The organism is Marinilactibacillus psychrotolerans (assembly GCF_900101525.1).
GTDB classification, from domain to species: domain Bacteria; phylum Bacillota; class Bacilli; order Lactobacillales; family Carnobacteriaceae_A; genus Marinilactibacillus; species Marinilactibacillus psychrotolerans.
In genome coordinates, this window is sequence record NZ_FMZD01000019.1 from 13060 (window position 1) to 31894 (window position 18835).

The following is an 18835-nucleotide window of genomic DNA, read 5'->3' on the forward strand; positions in this document are numbered from 1 at the left end:
GCCAAACGCTGATGTATATAGCTTTTTATGAAAATGCGACAAAAAAATGAACTGGAAATATTTAATAGAAATTATTTAATTTCACAAAGTTTTATGTAGTGAGATTGAAATAGGTCTATAGAAAAAGTCATCTTCCATTTTAATAGGAAGATGACTGTAGCTTTCTAACTGATTAAGTTATTTTACCTTTTGAGGCTTTAATTCAGGAGTAATGGCTTCGATTTCTTCTAAAACATTAGACACGCGTCCGGATAAACTTCGTCTCGTAGAATAATAAGCCAGGGCAAGCGGTATTAATGCAGCAATCCAAGCCAAAGGATTTGATAAAGCAGCTCCTAGAAACCCGAAAGGTATAGAAAGTAAAGTTGCAGCACCTGCTCGCGCAACTAGTTCTCCGATACCTGCAACTGTAGGGGCCAAACTATTCCCTAAACCTTGAAGAGTATGACGGTAAATAAATAGTAAAGATAAAATAGCATATAAAGTTGAGTTCGTTAAAAAGAATTGTTGAATCATACTGATCACTTCAGCTGATGCACCTGCACCTACAAAAAGTAAAGCTAATTGTCTACCCCATATTAATAGAACAATGCCAATTATTATACTGTAAGATAAGCTTAATTTAATGGCTTGGTTTACACCGTACCAGATTCGATTTAATTTACGTGCACCATAATTTTGCGCCGCGTACGTCGACATGGTGACACCGAAAGATTGCAGGGGCAACATAGCAACGGTATCGATTTTTTGAGCAGCTGTAAAAGCAGCAACAGCATTGGCGCCCAATTTATTTAAAGTAACGGTAATCGCAACAGCTCCAATTGCTATAATGGAATACTGAAACCCATAAGGTAAGCCAATTCTCAAATGCTCTTTGTATTCAGGCCAGTTAAAAGTCCAATCTTCTTTATGAATTCTAAGAAGTGGAACTTTTTTCCAAATAAATATCAGACATAAAATACTGGAAACAATTTGAGAGATGACTGTAGCGACAGAAGCGCCTCTGATTCCCATATCAAAATAAAGAATAAGAACATAATCAAGGATGATATTTAAGATAGAAGTCAATATCAAGAAGTAGAGCGGAGTTTTGCTATCTCCCAATGCTCTCAATAGGTTTGCAAGTAAATTGAATAAGAGTGTAGCACCGATTCCCCAGAAAATCACATTCAAATAATTGTAAGCGTACTGGTAAGTTTCTTCAGGTGTCTGCATCAATGTCAAAATTTCTTCAGTAAAAGTAGTAGTCAACAAGGTCAGAATAATGGCAATTACAATACTAATAACCACACTAGCAGCCAAATTTTTTCTAAGGGCTTCCTCATCCTTTCTACCAAAACGCTGGGCAGTAATGACGGATAGGCCAGCCGTTAAACCAATCGCAAGCCCAATAATCAAGAATTGTAAACTGGTGGTTGAGCCAATAGCCGAAAAAGCTTCCACTCCTACGGTCTGACTGACGATGTAAGAATCAGCCATATTATAAAACTGCTGGAATAGATTGCCGATCAACAAGGGGACAGTAAAGCTTAAAATCAGCTTCATCGGACTACCTGTTGTCATGTCTTTCTTCATTAAAGTAAATCCTCCTATTCTAAAAGATGAAAATAAGTTTTTAATAATATCAATTTATAATGAAGATAAAATAAAGCATGTACCCAGTTATTATAGCTAGCTGAGAGATAAAAGCAATAGAGTTCTTATATTTTCATATTAAATAGAGAGGTCAATAGAACGTAGCTAAAAAACGTGAACAAAAAAAGACATAGATGACAGAAAAAGAAACTTTTTGATTGATTTTGATTGTATTGGATGGTATATTATTAACTGAGAGGTGAAGTAAGTGCTTACAGAGGAGCGATACGCTTATATCATTAGACAGATCAACCAAAGGAATACGATTACCGTTCAAGAACTTGTTGATACTTTACACCATTCGGAATCAACGATTCGTAGAGATTTAAGTCAGCTTGAAGCAAATGGTGAATTGGTTCGCATTCATGGTGGGGCAAAGAGAAAAGTGGCCATTTCTACTGAAGATACTATGGAAGAAAAAACGGTCAAAAACGTTCAAGACAAGCAATTAATTGCTAAAGCAGCCGCTGATATTGTTCAAGATCACGAAGTAATCTACTTAGATGCAGGAACGACAACATTTGAAATGATTCCTTATTTGAAAGATAAAGAGATCACTGTGGTAACAAATGGTGTTCCCCATGCATCTTTACTAACAGACTTGAAAATTGAAACAATTTTACTTGGTGGGAAAATCAAGCAAAATACAAAAGCAATTATAGGAACCTTAGCCCAGGAACAGATGGGAAATTATCGTTTCAGCCGTGCCTTTTTAGGAATGAACTCGATAGATAAAGAGATTGGATATACTACCCCTGATCTTGAAGAAGCTATTATGAAGAAAGTAGCAATCGCTCAGACAACGGAAGCATATGTTTTGACGGATCCATCTAAATTCGGAACAATCAGTTTTGTTAAAGTGAGTGATATTGAAGATTGTACGATTATTACCACTCAATTAACAGAAGAAAATAGGGCACTTGCAAACTTAACGCGAGTGATAGAGGAGAGAACTTAATGATTTACACAGTCACATTAAATCCATCGATTGATTATGTGGTTTATATGGATAGTGAAGTAAAGACCGGAGCAGTAAACCGAATCCAGAAAGACCGTAAATTTCCTGGTGGAAAGGGAATCAATGTATCTAGAATATTATCTCAGTTAAATATAGAAAATAAAGCGCTTGGATTTATCGGTGGGTTTACAGGAAAGTTCATTGAAGATGCTTTAAAAAAAGAAAATATTCAAACTGAATTTGTTCAAGTAGAAGAAGATACACGGATAAATGTCAAAGTGAAAAGTAATAACGAAACAGAAATTAATGGTCTCGGACCTAATATTTCTCAAGAAAAAGCTAATGAATTAATGAGTATTCTTTCTAATTTGACCAAAGAAGATGTGGTTATTTTATCAGGAAGTAAGTCAAAAGGACTAACAGAAAATTTTTATCAAGAAATTATTAAGAAATTGAAACAGACAGGAACGGAATTTGTAATTGACACTACGGGAAAAGAGCTGAAAGATGCGCTTTCTTCAAAACCATTACTGATCAAACCAAATAACCATGAGTTAGAAGAATTATTTGATGTCAGTCTTGACACAGAAGAGGACTTGAAACGATATGGTAAAAAATTAGTTGAAGCTGGAGCGCAACATGTCATTATATCAATGGCAGAAAAAGGGGCTATGCTATTTACTGAAAAAGGCGTGTATCACGGAAAAGCTCCTAAAGGCAATCTGAAAAACTCTGTAGGATCAGGAGATTCGATGGTAGCTGGATTTACAGGTACGTTGAAACAAACTGGAGATTCTCTAGAAGCATTCAAATATGGTATTGCATCTGGAAGTGCAACGGCGTTTGAAGAAGACTTGGCAACAAAAGACAAAATAGAAGAACTGCTTTCACAAATAAAAATCGAAGTATTGGAGGAGAAGTAAAATGCAAATTAATGACTTATTAAGAAAAGACCTAATGATATTAGATCTTCAAGCAACTGAAAAAGAAGCTGCAATCGATGAAATGATTGGGCGCTTATCGGAGAAAAATGTTATTTCTGATAAAGAAACGTATAAAGAAGGTATCATGCAGCGTGAAGCACAAACCTCAACTGGATTAGGTGATGGTGTTGCAATGCCGCATTCTAAGAACAAAGCAGTAAAAGAACCAGCAGTGTTGTTCGCTAAGTCTTCTAAAGGAGTAGATTATGAATCATTAGACGGACAACCAACGCATTACTTATTTATGATTGCTGCTCCAGAAGGCGGGAATGATTTACACTTGCAAGTATTAGCTTCACTCTCTCGTAAATTAGTTAACCCAGAAGTACTTGAACAATTGGATCAAGCGAGTACGCCGGAAGATGTACAAGCAATATTCGCAGAATCTGAAGAAGATACTAAAGAAGTAGCACCAAGTACAGACGGTGAGTCTGCAGATAAAAAATTCGTCGTAGCCGTTACAGCATGTCCTACAGGAATTGCACATACTTACATGGCAGAAGATGCTTTGAAACGCAAAGCGGATGAAATGGGTGTAACGATACGTGTTGAAACAAACGGATCAGATGGCGCGAAGAATCAATTGACTGCGGATGAAATCCGTCGTGCAGATGGGGTCATTATCGCAGCAGATAAAAAAGTAGAACTTGCTCGTTTTAACGGGAAACACGTTTTACAACGTCCGGTTTCAGAAGGAATTAACAAATCAGAAGAACTAATTACTAAAGCGATGAATCAGCAAGCACCTGTATTAAGAATAGATGGGGATTCAACTGAAAGCAACGACTCAGAAGATGAAGGCGGAAGCGTCTGGAATACATTATATAAAGACTTAATGAACGGGATTTCTCACATGCTGCCATTCGTTGTTGGTGGCGGGATTATCCTTGCAATTTCCTTTATTGTTGAACAGTTTTTAGGAAGCGAACATGTTTTATTTACTTCATTGAATAGTATTGGTGGAGCGGCTTTCCAATTCTTGATTCCGGTATTAGCTGGATATATTGCATATAGTATCGCAGATAGACCAGGGTTACTTCCAGGTATGGCAGCCGGATTTATGGCAAGTCAAAGTGGTGCTGGATTTTTAGGTGGATTGATCGGTGGTTTCGTAGCTGGATATCTAATGAACTTTGTTAAAAAAATGCTTGCTGGAGTTCCAAAAGCATTTGCGGGGTTAAAAACGATTCTTTTATTCCCTGTATTAGGATTATTGTTAACAGGGATAGTAATGGTTTTGATTATTCCGATCTTTACAACAATTAACGAAGCAATGATTGGGTTCTTGAATAATCTAGGAACTGGAAATGCGGTATTATTAGGCGCGGTTCTAGGCGGTATGATGGCAATTGATATGGGTGGACCTTTCAACAAAGCAGCCTATGCATTCTCTATCGGAATTTATACAGACACTGGTGATGGAAGTCTAATGGCTGCCGTTATGATGGGTGGTATGATTCCGCCACTAGCAATCGGATTAGCTACATTCATCTTTAGAGATAAATTTACAGATTTAGAGAAACAGTCTGGCGGTTCTAATATTGTTCTTGGACTATCTTTCATCACTGAAGGTGCTATTCCTTTCGCAGCAGCCGATCCCATTCGGGTTATCGGATCTTCCATTATTGGTTCTGCAGTAGGTGGCGGGTTAACTCAATTATGGGGTACTTCTATCCCAGCTCCTCATGGTGGGGCAATAGTTGCGTTATTATTAGGAGAGAACAGATTTTTATTCTTCCTTGCATTAATAATCGGTACAGCAGTTTCAACGCTGATTTTAGGGATTTGGAAGCCTAAAGTTGAAGGTACAAAGAAAGAAGCAGTAGCTAAGAACTTAGTATAATCATTTAGTTGAAAAAACTCGTCTTTCCTACTAAAAGGGGAAGACGGGTTTTTTAGTTTGAATGCTTGACTTTTTCACACAAACTAGTAACGTATTTAAGGAGAAAGAAAAGAATATAAATAAAAGCAGATTTGGATAAAAATTTACATAAAGGAGAATAAGATGAAAAAATACGTTACAGAGGCGATTAAAAAGGAAAGTTTGGTTGCGTTAGAAAGGCTAGTTAATATTCCTTCATATAATACACCAGTGGAGTCAAAACAGGGGGGCTTACCATTTGGAAAAGGAATTGATCTAGTATTAAAAGAAGCCCTCCAGTTATGTGAAGAATTAGGTATGCAGACTTACTATGACCCGGAGGGGTATTATGGGTATGCTGATTACGGAGAAGGTAAAGAAACAGTCGGGATCTTATGCCATTTAGACGTAGTACCTGAAGGGGATGCCGCCAAGTGGAATACTGCCCCATTTGAAGCTACCGAACTAGATGGTGTCATCTATGGCAGAGGAACGCAAGATGATAAGGGACCTACAATCGCAACGTTATATGCGTTTAAAGCACTAGTAGATGCAGGAGAAACCTTTAACCGCAAATTGAGATTCGTGTTTGGAACGGATGAAGAAAGTTTATGGCGTGGTATGGATAAATACAAAAAATTTGAAGACATACCTGATGTGGGATTTGTACCAGATAGTGCATTTCCGCTTACTTACGCAGAAAAAGGACTTTTGCAATTCAAATTGATTGGCCGAGGCTCTGATAAAGTGAAACTAGATTGCCCTGGAGCTCCTAACGTTGTACCAGCAACTGCTACTTATAAAGGTGATGAAAAAGAGTTATTAGCTAAGGCATTCTCCAAAGCAGGAAATCAGTATGAACTGACAGATGAGCAAATCACCGTACATGGAAAAGCGGTACATGCTAGTACGGCTTTTGAAGGCGTTAATGCGATTAATTTACTAGCTGCACAATTAGTCAGCTTTCAGTCTCATCCGACCATTTCATTTTTAGCAGAAAAAGTGGATACAGAAACAAATGGATTTAGTATTTTTGGTAAAATCAGTGATGCGATTTCTGGAGAACTGACTTTTAATGTAGCTTCTTTAAGCATAGATGAAAATCAATCCGAAGTAATGATAGATATGCGAATTCCAGTTTCTTTTACTTCAATAGAACTAGTTAAACAATTAAAAGAAGTTGCAGGAAATTATGGATTGAAATTTCAGAAGTTTGATGAGCTTCCCTCGCTTTATGTCCCTAAAGAGAGTTCACTAGTGAAAACGTTAATGGACATTTATAAAGAAAAAACAGGAGATCTAAAAGAGCCTATGACTTCTGGAGGGGCTACTTACGCTCGCTCAATGCCGAATATGGTAGCTTTTGGCGCACATTTCCCAGGAAGTCCGAGTTTAGCTCATCAGGAAAATGAAGGAATAATAGTAGAAGAACTATATAAAGCGATGGATATATATGCAGAAGCAATTTATCAGTTATGTTGCAAAACAAGTTTAGAATAAATAGTTTAGTAATTACGGTGTGACTCTGCGAACTAGATGATTCCTTGATTAAATATCAAGGAATCATCTAGTTTGAGACGGGCTATAAAGAATTAAAGATAATGATAAGGTATAATGAGAGTATGGAAATGTAACTGGAAAATGAAAGGTAACTATTGACTTTTTTCCTATATCAAGTAACGTGATAACTAAGATAAAAAATAAAACTATCTACATTAAATGAAAGAACTAGAGTAGATTAATGGAAGACTATTTAACAGATTTGATAGAATGAATCTGTTGGGAACTAACTGTGCGAAGAAATTGGTTCCAGTAGGAAATGAAGGAAGAAACCTGAAAGATGTTTACCAGATAACTACGATCTATGCTGAGAACATAGATCGCTTATGGTGCATAAAAGGAAATATTATGAATGTAGGTGGTTTATATGAATAACACATTTATTCCAGTAATTGTAGGAACGGATATTAATGCTTACTATATGTCAGCTTGCTTCCATGATGAATATGGAATAAAACCTTATCTAATTGGAAAGATGCAAATGGGGTTTACGCATTATAGTTCAATCATTGAAAAGGTAGAACTCAGTGATCAACTAGATGATCCAGCTCATTTTGTAGAGTTGTTAACTGCATATGCTGAAAAGATAAACAAAAAAGATAAACAACTAATTTTAGTAGGGACCAATGATCATTATGTCCGTTTGATTGTGGAGAACAAAGAAGCGTTATCTAATACTTTTGTCTTTAATTATTTAGAAGAAGATTTATTAAATAAGCTTCAGGATAAGAAAGAGTTTTATAAGCTAGCGGAACAAAAAGGTCTCACTATTCCCGAAACGAATTTCCACAAGGTTGGTGACCCATTTGATCTATCCATTTCTCGTTATCCGGTTATCATAAAACCCGCAAATGGGATTGAATATTACCGTCATAAATTTATAGGACAAGAAAAAGTTTACAGAGTAAACTCTTATGAAGAAATCAAAGACGTAATAGAAAAGATAGAAAACAGTGGCTATAGAGATAGTTTAATCATTCAAGATTATATTCCTGGTGACGATACTTTAATATGGGACTCTGTACTCTATGTTAATAGTGAAGGGAAAGCAGAATTGGTGACGTTTGGACAAGTAGCGCTCCAAGAACATGAAGCTACAGCAATTGGGAATTATACGGCAGTCATATCCCGATATAATAAAGAAGTCATGGAACAGTTAAAAGATTTTCTAGAAGATATAGGCTATAGAGGCTTTGCAAATGTTGATCTGAAATATGATGAGCGAGATAATCAGTTCAAAGTATTTGAAGTTAATGTAAGGCAAGGACGTTCCAGTTATTATGCCACTCAAATGGGGTATAATTTAGCGAAGTTCTTAGTAGATGATATTATTCTCGCCAAAAGGAAAGAACTTGTATATGCGTATGAAAAAGTATTATTTACAATCGTACCCAAATATATCTTGAAAAAATACATTACCAACAAAGAAATAAATAATGAAGTCGAAATGCTGATAACTAATAAAAAAATGATGAATCCTTTGTTTTATAAAAAAGATAAATCAATTCTACGAAAATTATATTTGTTGGTTAGGCAAATCAGATACAATAAGAAGTATAAAAATGCAAAATGGTAAAAAGTTTATGACATTTATAGAGGAGTAAATTCATGAAAATAGATACATTAATGGAAGTAATTGCTGTCAAAGATAAAAAGAATACAGAAGAAAAAGAGATTTCTAATATTACTTACCATTCCAAAGATGTTCAGAAAAATTCATTATTTGTCTGTATCAAGGGGTATAAGACAGATGGACATCACTATGCAGAAAAGGCAGTACAAAGTGGAGCAGTAGCCCTTGTAGTAGAGGAATTCATCCCTAGCTTGCAGGTTGCTCAATACTTAGTTGATGATTCTCGTCAAGCTCTAGCGGCACTCAGTGACCAGTATTTTAATCACCCTTCTAAAGACTTAAATGTAATAGGGATCACAGCTACAAATGGAAAAACATCAACTTCATTTATGACTAATGCAATTTTAGAAGAAAACAATTGGAAAACCGGACTTATGGGGACTGTCATGGTTAAATTCGGCGATACCTTGATTCCGAGTATTTTAACAACACCTGAGTCGCTTGATTTGCATGAATACTTTGCGAAAATGCGTGACGAAGATGTTTCCCATGTAACGATGGAAGTCTCTTCTTCAGCATTAGATTTGAAACGGGTAGGAAATGTTGACTTTAATATCGTAGCACTGAATAATATTAGTCGCGAACACATCGATCTTCATGGGTCCTTTGAAGAGTATTATAATGCAAAAGCAAGTCTAATTAGAGAAGCTTCTGACGATGAGTTCGCAGTATTAAATTTAGATGATGCTCATTCAGCATCTCTAGTTGACGAAACTAAAGCAACTACGGTCACTTACGGTATTGAAAATGATAATGGACACCTATATTGTTCAGGTATTGACTTGTCCACAGGAAGAGGAACCTTCACAGTTCAGATCAAAAGACCTTTTCAAACAGTAAATGGGGATTGGGTTAAGGAAGCTTCTTTTGAAATAACCCTTTCAGTAGCTGGATATCACTCTGTGTACAATTCATTGAGTGCAATTGCTATTGGTCTGATCAGCGGGGTTTCTATCCCAACGATTCAGAAGGGGATCAGAAATTTTAAAGGGGTAGAACGCAGATTCCAGTTTATCTATGAAAGTGATTTTAAAATAGTAGATGATCACTTTGCTAATGCAGGGAATATTGATGTTACACTTGAAACCCTAACTAAAATGGATTATAAGAATTTACATCTCGTTTATGCGATTCGTGGAAGCAGAGGGGTTACTACTAACCTTGAAAATGCAGAAACACTAGCTAAATGGATTCCAGAACTAGGATTAAAAAAAGTAATCGTCTCTCTGAGTGAATCTCATGTAACCAGTAAAGACAGGGTAACTCCAGAAGAACTTGAAGCATTTGAAAAAACGATGGAAAAAGTTGGAGTAGAAGTTGAGTTACATCATGAAATGCCGGAAGCTTTGAAATCAAGTCTTGAACAAGTGGAAGCAGGAGATTTAATCGTAATGGGAGGGGCACAAGGAATGGACTTTGGAGCTAAATATATTCTGAACCAGCTTGTCGAAATGAGACCCGAATTAGATGCAGAAGCTGTACTAGCACCTTTAGAAGAGAGAGTTGCTGGAATAGATGAATCATTTTTAAATAAAGAAGATGTTAGTGAGTAAATTGAAAATCATCAGTAGGTTAAGTTAGCTGGCATAAACTGAAAGTAATAGCTGCGTTTTCATATAAATTGCTGCAAGACAAATCCTATTTTTTTAGAGGGATTATAGAACTTAAGGGATAGGGAATATGAACTATTCAATTATAAGCAAAATTATATGAATAGTTAGAAATCTGGATCTTGTCCAAATGGATGAATGAGGGACAACTGAATAAGAAAAAAGTCAGTATAGAAGAGTTAACAATTTTATACTGACTTTTTATATAGTAAACTTTAAATACAATAGAAACCTTGACTTTTTTTGTTTACGGATGTAAACTATCACCAACAATAGTATCTAGCCATACAGAAGGAGAAGGTAACATGCAGGAAAATCAAATTACTGCTTCAGAATGGGAAGTCATGAGAGTTGTTTGGGCAAATAAAGAAACCACTAGTAAATATATTAGTGAAGTTTTAGAAGATAAAATGAATTGGAAACCAGCTACTACAAAAACGCTGATTGGTCGATTAGTAAAAAAAAATAAACTAAATACAATTGAAGAAGGCAGAAAATATTTATATTCACCTCAAGTTACTGAGCAAGAATCCATACAAGAATCTAGCAAAGAAGTATTAGAACAAGTATGTTCTCAAAAAAGAGGAGCTGTTCTCTATCAAATGATTGAAGAGACCACATTAAGTATAAAAGATATTGAACATTTGCAAAAACTTCTGGAAATGAAAAAACGATCGGCTCCTAAAATGATTCAGTGTGAATGTACACCAGGACAATGTGATTGCTCTTTAGGTTAAGGTTATAAGGGCAGGTAGGAATGGATTTACGATATTTTGAATTTAGAATAGTTATATGCAAAAAGTCTATTTTATGTTCTCAAAGGGACCAGATAATGATAAATTATTATGATGTAAGACAAAAAGCTGATCATTCTCAGAAGAGAATGGTCAGCTTTTAAAATTATATTAAGATCAAATGGAATTATGGGGAGGAATTATTCTCCTACTCCGTTAGTCCATTCTGCTACTTTATCTTCATTATCATCAACCCATGCACGAGCAGCGTCTTCAGGAGACGTACCTTCTTGGATATCTAGCATAACAGCTTCCATGTCTTCAGTAGACCATTGGAAGTTTTCTAGAATTTGGTATGCTTCTGGCATATCTTCTTCTAGACCTTCGCGAGCAAAGGTATCAATTGTTTCAGCATCGCCGAATGAGCCTTCAGGATCTTCTAGATATTTAAGATCATAAGATTGGAACATCCAGTGCGGAGACCATCCAGTAATAACAATATCTTCTTCGTTATCAATTGCTTGTTTTAACTGAGTTGTCATAGCACCGGAAGAAGAAGTTTGCACATTCCAATCTGCTAGATTGTCATAGTCTTCAAGTGATTGCTCTGCGGCAGCAACAACTCCTGCACCAGCTTCAATACCAGTGATAGTTTGGTCAGCTTCATCATTTAAATCAGCAATAGAGTTCGCGTCCATATATTCAGGTACTACTAAACCAATTTTAGCCCCTTCAAGGTTAGTGCCTAAATGATCCATGCTATCGCCATACTCTTCAAATTGTGGGCCGTGTGTTCCAGGTAACCATGCAGCTACCATTGCATCAGCATCTCCATTAGCTACAGCTTCCCACATAATAGCATTGTCTAATTGAGTTGTTTTAGCATCAAAACCATAATCTTCTAGCACAGTAGCAATAACATTGGTAGAGGCAATCTCAGTATCCCAAGCTACATAAGCTAAATTAACTTCTCCAGATACATCATTGCTGTCAGCAGAATCACCTGAGTCTGCGTCATTGCTACAAGCTGCTAAGAATAATGCAGAAGCAGAAGCAACGGTTAGTCCTAATTTTTTCCATGTTAATGTCAAAATAAATCTCTCCTTTAGTTTTTATCATCTTTGAGTACAAAGATGTTTTTTCATAAGTTAAGTGATATAAAAAGAGTTTAACGAGTAAGTTATATTCCTCACTCAATGGTGATCATTATTTTTTGTTAAAGCCTTGCATGATTCTATCTAAGATAATTGCTAGGACAACTAAAGCTAGCCCAGCTACAAATCCAGGTCCAACTTGAGCACGTTGTAAGGCGTTGATTACACGTTCACCGAGTCCTGGAGCACCGATCATTGAAGCAATAACGACCATTGATAATGCTAATAAGACAGTTTGGTTAATCCCAGCCATCATAGTTGCTTTTGCTAGAGGCAATTCAACTTTAAATAGACGCTGTGAGCCTGTACTACCGAATGATTCAGCTGCTTCTACCATTTCCTCCGAAACTTGACGAATACCTAAGTTAGTAAATCGTACAGTTGGTGGTAGAGCGAAGATTACCGCTGAGAAAACACCAGGTACCATACCGATTCCGAAAAATGCTACAGCAGGAATCAGATAAACAAAAGCAGGCATTGTCTGCATGAAGTCTAAAACTGGTGTCAAAATGGCATTTGCAGTTTGACTTTTTGCCATTAGAATTCCAGCGGGTACACCGATGATAATGGAAATTAAACTTGCGACTATAACTAATGTGAATGTATACATTAATGGTTCCCATAAGCCTTGGTTTTGGATATAAATCAATCCAAGTAGGGTGAAAAGAGGCAATCCAAGTTTTTTCTTAGTTGCAAAGAAAGCTAAAGCAACCATTATAAGAATAAATACGATAGGTGGAACTAAAAGTAACAGGTCGGTTACGGTATCCATAACTAAAGTTCCGCCATCTTGGATTGCATCAAATAACCAAGCTAAATTAGCTGTTAACCAGTCAATTAAATTGGAAATCCACTCAGAAACAGGTAGGCGAGGAATAAAATCTAAAATACTATTCTCCATCAATTGTTACCTCCTCTCGTTCTTTTGCAAGAGCACCAATCACTAATCCACGAACAACGATTCCTAAAAGTTTATCGTTGTCATCGACCACAGCTACAGGTGTCTGTGCTTCATAAATTACGTCATATAATTCATGAATTAAAGTTTCTTTTGAAACTTTAGGGATATCTGTACGGATAATGGATTCCAAAGAAGTAATATTTTCTTTAACTAAGCGTGCAGCATCATCAGCTACCACATAGCCCAATAGTTTTTGGTTTTCTCCGACAACTAATAAGCTCGATAAGCTTTCTGTTCTCATACGATTCAATGCAACTCTTGGACCGCTTTGACCTAGTCGTACAGTTTGTGGACGAGCCATAATGTTTTCTGCAGTCAGTACTTTAGAGCGATCAACATCTTCTACAAAACGTTCTACGTAATCATTTGCAGGATTCGTTAATATCTCTTCACCAGTACCAACTTGAACAACTTCTCCATCTTTCATAATGGCAATACGGTCACCGATTCTAAGTGATTCGTTTAGATCATGAGTGATGAATATAATTGTTTTATGCATTTTTTCTTGCATTTCAAGTAATTCATCTTGCATATCTCTACGGATCAAAGGATCCAGTGCTGAGAAGGCTTCATCCATTAATAGGATTTCTGGATCATTAGCAAGGGCACGAGCTAAACCAACTCGTTGTTGCATACCTCCAGATAGCTGATTAGGGTGCTGGTCTTTATATGGAAGAAGTCCAGCATTATCCAGTGCTTGTTCTGCTTTTTTCTGACGTTCTTCTTTATCAATACCTTGAACTTCCAAACCGTATTCAGTATTTTCTAATATAGTACGATGAGGGAAAAGTCCAAAGTTCTGGAAGACCATCGAAACCTTTTCTCGACGAACTTTACGTAGTTCGTTTTTCTCCATCTTGGAAATATCATCACCATCAATTAATATATTTCCTTCTGTAGGTTCGATTAACCTATTCAACATACGAACTAATGTCGATTTACCACTACCAGATAATCCCATGATGACAAATATTTCACCTTCTTGGACTTCGAAACTTGCCTGATTCACTCCGACAGTTGCTCCGGTTTTTTGTAAAATTTCATCTTTTTGTTTTCCTTGATGAACTAGCTCCAAAGCTTGTTGTTCTTTCTTACCGAAAATTTTAACTAAGTTTTGTACTTCTACTTTTGTAGTCAAGAAATCATTACCTCCTTAATAATATTGTTCTTACTATATATAATGAATTGAGTCTTTGCTTGTTGCTTGTAACAAAAGGCTTTGTTTACATAACGTCATTTATTGCGGCTTTTTTTGCACAATTACAATCGTAACAAACCAAAAGGTAACTGTAAAACGATTTGCCCCTATTATAAATTAAAGCGCGGAATGTTAACGGTTCAATAAGCTGATTTGAAGCTATTCTAAGAATTAGATTAGAAAAATACTAATGTTACTTAGAGTGTAATCATATTGTAACGCAAGTTAGTGATAAAATCACGTGATATTGTTTGGCGGATATAAAGTGTGTATCAATAATAGAAGAAATTGAATATCGAAGGTTGTTGGCTGAAGGAGAGGCTTTTTAAATGATTTGGTTTTAATATTAACTATTTTAAAAAAGGAAAAACGTCATAGTAAGAATATTCTCGTTTGTCAACAATGTTAAAATTATTACATAATAAACACGGGTTATATTACGGAAAATAATATCCTATTTAAACAATAAAATTTAAAAAGGATTGAATTATATAAAATAACTGATCGATAAAGACAGATTATTTGACGATAATAAAAATTCTTTGATAAGGTTAAAACGCCCATATTGCTAATTACACAAATGTAGTGTAAATATTGTTCACTAAAAATATATAAATTAATATAGCCAAATATGAAGGATTCTCTGTTTTGAATGCTTCAGGTCTTAAATATATTAGGAGGAACTGAGATGATAAAAGTACTAAAAAGAAGCTTCTTTCTTTTTCTAATGGGTGGAACACTTTTTTTACAAGGGTGTAGTTTTTTTACTAATGATCAAAGTAAGACCACATTAGAACGAGTGCAAGAGAAGGGAGCTGTAACGGTAGGTTTTGCAAATGAACAACCATACGCCTATCAAAATGCAGAGGGTAAATTAACTGGTTCATCAGTTGAGATAGCAAAAAGAATCTTAGAAAATTTAGGCATTACAGAGGTAAATGGTGTACTGACTGAATTCGCTTCTCTTATACCCGGCCTTCAAGCAGAAAGGTTTGATTTAGTAACAGCAGGAATGTTTATTACACCTGATAGGGCTTCGGCGGATTACGTGGAGTTTGCCAATCCTGAATATACGATTGGAGAAGCAATTGCTGTTGAACAAGGAAATCCTTTAAAGCTTTTTTCTTATGAAGATATTGCAGCAAATGAACAGGCAGTTATTGCTGTGCCTTCTGGTACGGTAGAATACGACTATTTGCTTGAAGTGGGCGTACCTGAGAACAGAGTTACAACGGTACCCGATATGCCTTCAGCGTTAGCAGCCTTACAAGCAGGTCGAGTAGATGCAATAACGGCAACGGGTCCTTCCTTGCAGTCCATACTGGATACTGCTCAAGACGAAGGGATAGAACGCGTAGAAGATTTCAAACAACCGGTAATTGATGGGGAAGAAGCTATTAATTATGGCGCTACAGTTTTCCGGGAATCTGATCAGGAGTTTATTACAGCATTTAATGAAGAATTAGAAAAGTTAAAAGAATCTGGTGAGTTGCTGGAAATCATTCAAGAATTTGGGTTTACAGAACAAGATTTACCGGGAGATGCTACAGTTGAAGATGCAATTAGATGAAGAATCTATAAAAATATAGAACTATACTGAATATTAATTGAAAGGAAGTGGCACTAAAATGAGTTTTTGGGAAGTGATAACTTCTATACTAGGTCAAGGATTGTGGATTACCTTATTAACTACTTTTCTATCAGCAATTCTAGCATTAGTTATTGGTTTTGCTGGAGGCTTAATGAGGCTTTCCCGCAATAAATTCGTTCGGTTTATTGTTGGAGTATATGTGGAAGTGTTTCGTGGAACATCACTATTAGTACAATTATTCTGGATCTATTACGTATTGCCCATGTTTGGAATCACATTATCTGCTATAACAGCAGCTGTTTTAGCGATTGGGTTAAATTATGGAGCGTATACTTCAGAAGTTGTGAGAAGTGGGATTCAGTCAGTGGATGAAGGGCAGATAGAAGCGTCAATTGCTTTAAATATGACGAAAATACAGCGCATGCGCAGAGTGATTTTACCACAAGCCTTCATACTGATGCTGCCAAATCTCGGGAACCAATTGATTGAATTATTTAAAAGTACCTCATTAGTAGCTTTAATTACTTTAACAGATTTAACGTATCAAGCGGATGTGTTGAACGCTACAACATTACAGACAACACAGATCTATACTGCTTTATTAATAATATATTTTGTGATTGCATGGCCGATGACGAAAGGGATTCAAATATTGGAACGAAAACTTACAGAAGGGAGGATGTAGATGAAGATTTGGAATTGGAATTATGCATTTGACATACTACCAGAGATTATCTCGGCACTTTGGGTAACGATCACAGCGACAGTAGTAGGTTTTGGATTAGCGCTTATACTTGGACTCTTATGGACAATTTTAATCCGTTCTGACTCTAAAATAGTTTCGTCTATTGCTGGAGGAATCGTGACTTTTGTACGAAATACACCCATATTAGTGCAACTGTTCTTTATTTTTTATGTCTTTCCAGAGTTTGGCATTTCTCTAGAACCTTTTGTGGCTGGTGTGCTTGGGTTAGGGTTGCATTATAGTACCTACCTCTCAGAAGTTTTTCGCAGCGGAATAGAATCGGTTGATCCAGGACAATGGGAAGTTGCAACTGCTTTAAATTTTACTAAAAGAAAAACTTGGACTAGAATTATTCTCCCTCAAGCGTTTCCGCCTGTTCTGCCTGTAATAGGCAATTACTTTATTACAATGTTTAAAGAAACCCCTCTACTCTCTGCAATTACTTTGGTAGAAATTCTGCAAACAGCTAAAAATATTGGAGCAGGAACATTTAGATATACGGAGCCGTTCACTATAGTAGGGGTATTATTCTTAGTTCTGAGTTATCCGGCATCATTATTATTACGGAATCTAGAAAATAAAATTTCTGAAAAATATTAATAACCAAGTTTCTTACAAAGAAAGGATGAAATGATGACAGAGCCAATTGTGAAATACAATAAAGTTACCAAGTATTTTGATGATTTACAGGTACTAGATAAAATCGATTTTGAAATCCAGCAAGGGGAAAAAGTTGCTCTGATTGGACCAAGTGGGTCAGGGAAAACGACCTTTGCTAGATTATTGATGACTTTGGAAGAAATTACAGACGGGACCATTGAAGTAGAAGGAGAGTATTTGTGGCATGAAAAAAATGAAAAGGGAGAGCTAAGCCCGGCGAGTACAGAACACTTGCGAAAAGTTCGTTCAAATGTGGGGATGGTTTTCCAGCATTTCCATCTTTTCCCTCATATGACGGTCTTAGAAAATATAATCGAAGCACCTATAACGGTAAAAGGGAAAAAGAAAAAAGAGGCGACTAAACAAGGAAAAGAAATATTAGATAAAGTTGGATTATTGGATAAAGCAGATGTGTACCCAGCCCAACTTTCTGGTGGACAAAAACAAAGAGTGGCTATCGCTCGTGCCCTCGTTATGGAACCAAAAGTACTGATATTTGATGAGCCGACTTCAGCACTAGATCCTGAACTAGTGGGAGAAGTGCTCGAAGTTATTAAAGACATAGCCGATCAAGGCGAAACATCTATGCTGCTGATTACTCATGAGATGGACTTTGCAAAAGAAGTTGCAGACCGCATAGCATTTTTTGATGACGGGAAAATAGTAGAAGATGGCGCACCTTCTGAGATTCTATATAACCCGAAATCAACGAGATTGAAAGAATTTTTAGAGCGATTCATGAATACTCAAACCCCTTAACCATATTTATCCAGAAGAGTAAAAGAATAGACTAGTTTTTAAACCCAATATCCGTTTGTTTTGTTATGGACAGACGAATATTGGGTTTTTCTTAACTTAAGTTCTTTAGCAGGTTTTGCTATTTCGTTTTTATTTTCAGAAAATAAGTCTTTAATTTCTGCATTGACAAAATAATCTTAGTGTTAAACAATAAAGAGAAATGTTTGAAAAGAGGGGATAATATGCAAAATCAGAAATATATAATAAGAACACATCAATTGGGAGATATGGGCTGGATTACTTATAGACATGCTCTAACAGTGGCTAAGGAATTTGATTGGGGAGAAGCTTTTGAAGCAGTTGTGGGGGACGTTACAGCTCAGTTTATCAAAACATACGATCCAAAAAATGAACGGTGTTTTATTGCAGAAAAAAATGGAGAAATGATTGGATGTGTTTTTTTAGTAAATGCTGGCGAGGGGGCTGCAAAACTGAGATTGCTATTTGTTGAGCCTCAAGCTCGCGGTATGGGATTGGCAACTAGGTTAGTAGAGGAAGCAGTGGACTTTGCCCGAGATGCAGGCTATGAAAAAATTTTGCTATGGACGATGAAAATTCTAGATTCTGCAAGGCATATCTATAAAAAAGTAGGGTTTAAGGTTATCGATGAAGAAAGAAACCAAGAGTTTGGAGAAAAACTAGTTTCTGAAACATGGCTGTTGAGTATTGATGATAATGAAGAAACTAGTCCGCCGGTGAAGAGCTGAATGGACTAAGTTAAATTAAAACCTATAGCTGGAAATAATGCTTTATA

The 18835-nt window shown here is 36.2% G+C and carries 15 protein-coding genes and 1 pseudogene; 13 read left to right on the forward strand and 3 right to left on the reverse strand.

Translation table 11 applies throughout. The features are described from left to right. Positions 1 to 177 precede the first annotated feature (177 nt). Entirely contained in the window at positions 178 to 1575 is a 1398-nt protein-coding gene (locus tag BLT22_RS09685) for an MATE family efflux transporter (protein WP_087057363.1), read from the reverse strand. A gap of 268 nt (positions 1576 to 1843) precedes the next feature. Between BLT22_RS09685 and BLT22_RS09690 the strand changes: the two genes are divergently transcribed. From BLT22_RS09690 to BLT22_RS09720, 8 genes are all read left to right on the forward strand, one after another. Next, positions 1844 to 2593 (forward strand): DeoR/GlpR family DNA-binding transcription regulator, encoded by a 750-nt coding sequence (locus BLT22_RS09690; protein ID WP_087057364.1) that lies wholly within the window; start codon positions 1844 to 1846, stop codon positions 2591 to 2593. Next, positions 2593 to 3516 carry a 1-phosphofructokinase gene (gene pfkB / locus BLT22_RS09695; RefSeq protein ID WP_091762857.1) on the forward strand — a complete coding sequence of 308 codons (924 nt, stop codon included), beginning with the start codon at positions 2593 to 2595 and terminating at the stop codon, positions 3514 to 3516. The genes BLT22_RS09690 and pfkB overlap by 1 nt, the downstream gene beginning before the upstream one ends. A 1-nt stretch (position 3517) precedes the next feature. After that, complete coding sequence (locus tag BLT22_RS09700; protein WP_091762859.1) at positions 3518 to 5419, forward strand: PTS fructose transporter subunit IIABC; 1902 nt, start codon at positions 3518 to 3520, stop codon at positions 5417 to 5419. A 162-nt stretch (positions 5420 to 5581) separates the two neighbouring features. After that, positions 5582 to 6937, forward strand: a complete 1356-nt coding sequence (locus BLT22_RS09705; protein ID WP_091762861.1) for a M20 family metallopeptidase — start codon at positions 5582 to 5584, stop codon at positions 6935 to 6937. Positions 6938 to 7216: 279 nt separating this feature from the next. Then, positions 7217 to 7372: a hypothetical protein gene (locus BLT22_RS12375; RefSeq protein ID WP_176935444.1), complete on the forward strand. Its 156-nt coding sequence runs from the start codon at positions 7217 to 7219 to the stop codon at positions 7370 to 7372. Next, the gene (locus BLT22_RS09710; RefSeq protein WP_091762864.1) at positions 7365 to 8573 is read left to right on the forward strand and encodes a carboxylate--amine ligase; all 1209 of its coding nucleotides are present in this window, start codon (positions 7365 to 7367) and stop codon (positions 8571 to 8573) included. Before BLT22_RS12375 ends, BLT22_RS09710 begins: the two co-directional genes overlap by 8 nt. Before the next feature lie 32 nt (positions 8574 to 8605). Further along, positions 8606 to 10183, forward strand: coding sequence for a Mur ligase family protein (locus BLT22_RS09715; RefSeq protein WP_091762866.1), 1578 nt, complete (start codon positions 8606 to 8608; stop codon positions 10181 to 10183). A 362-nt stretch (positions 10184 to 10545) separates the two neighbouring features. Next, on the forward strand, positions 10546 to 10977 hold the full coding sequence (locus tag BLT22_RS09720; RefSeq protein WP_091762868.1) for a CopY/TcrY family copper transport repressor: 432 nt from the start codon (positions 10546 to 10548) through the stop codon (positions 10975 to 10977). Between the two features lie 197 nt (positions 10978 to 11174). Here the strand turns inward: BLT22_RS09720 and BLT22_RS12510 are convergent. Further along, positions 11175 to 13029 (reverse strand): annotated as a pseudogene (locus BLT22_RS12510) (ABC transporter permease/substrate binding protein). Next, the gene (locus tag BLT22_RS09735) at positions 13019 to 14227 is read right to left on the reverse strand and encodes a quaternary amine ABC transporter ATP-binding protein (protein WP_087057845.1); all 1209 of its coding nucleotides are present in this window, start codon (positions 14225 to 14227) and stop codon (positions 13019 to 13021) included. The pseudogene BLT22_RS12510 and the gene BLT22_RS09735 overlap by 11 nt, the downstream one beginning before the upstream one ends. 748 nt (positions 14228 to 14975) lie before the next feature. On the opposite strand from BLT22_RS09735, the gene ehuB reads away from it, so the two are divergent. The 5 genes from ehuB to BLT22_RS09760 all read left to right on the forward strand — a co-directional run bounded on the left by ehuB (position 14976) and on the right by BLT22_RS09760 (position 18788). Further along, complete coding sequence (gene ehuB / locus BLT22_RS09740) at positions 14976 to 15857, forward strand: ectoine/hydroxyectoine ABC transporter substrate-binding protein EhuB (RefSeq protein ID WP_087057847.1); 882 nt, start codon at positions 14976 to 14978, stop codon at positions 15855 to 15857. Between the two features lie 58 nt (positions 15858 to 15915). Next, on the forward strand, positions 15916 to 16563 hold the full coding sequence (gene ehuC / locus BLT22_RS09745; protein ID WP_091762874.1) for an ectoine/hydroxyectoine ABC transporter permease subunit EhuC: 648 nt from the start codon (positions 15916 to 15918) through the stop codon (positions 16561 to 16563). Continuing rightward, the gene (gene ehuD, locus BLT22_RS09750; protein ID WP_218127269.1) at positions 16564 to 17223 is read left to right on the forward strand and encodes an ectoine/hydroxyectoine ABC transporter permease subunit EhuD; all 660 of its coding nucleotides are present in this window, start codon (positions 16564 to 16566) and stop codon (positions 17221 to 17223) included. It abuts the gene before it with no gap. Positions 17224 to 17256: 33 nt separating this feature from the next. Then, positions 17257 to 18042: an ectoine/hydroxyectoine ABC transporter ATP-binding protein EhuA gene (gene ehuA, locus BLT22_RS09755; RefSeq protein WP_218127270.1), complete on the forward strand. Its 786-nt coding sequence runs from the start codon at positions 17257 to 17259 to the stop codon at positions 18040 to 18042. Positions 18043 to 18263: 221 nt separating this feature from the next. After that, on the forward strand, positions 18264 to 18788 hold the full coding sequence (locus tag BLT22_RS09760; RefSeq protein WP_091762878.1) for a GNAT family N-acetyltransferase: 525 nt from the start codon (positions 18264 to 18266) through the stop codon (positions 18786 to 18788). Positions 18789 to 18835 lie beyond the last annotated feature (47 nt).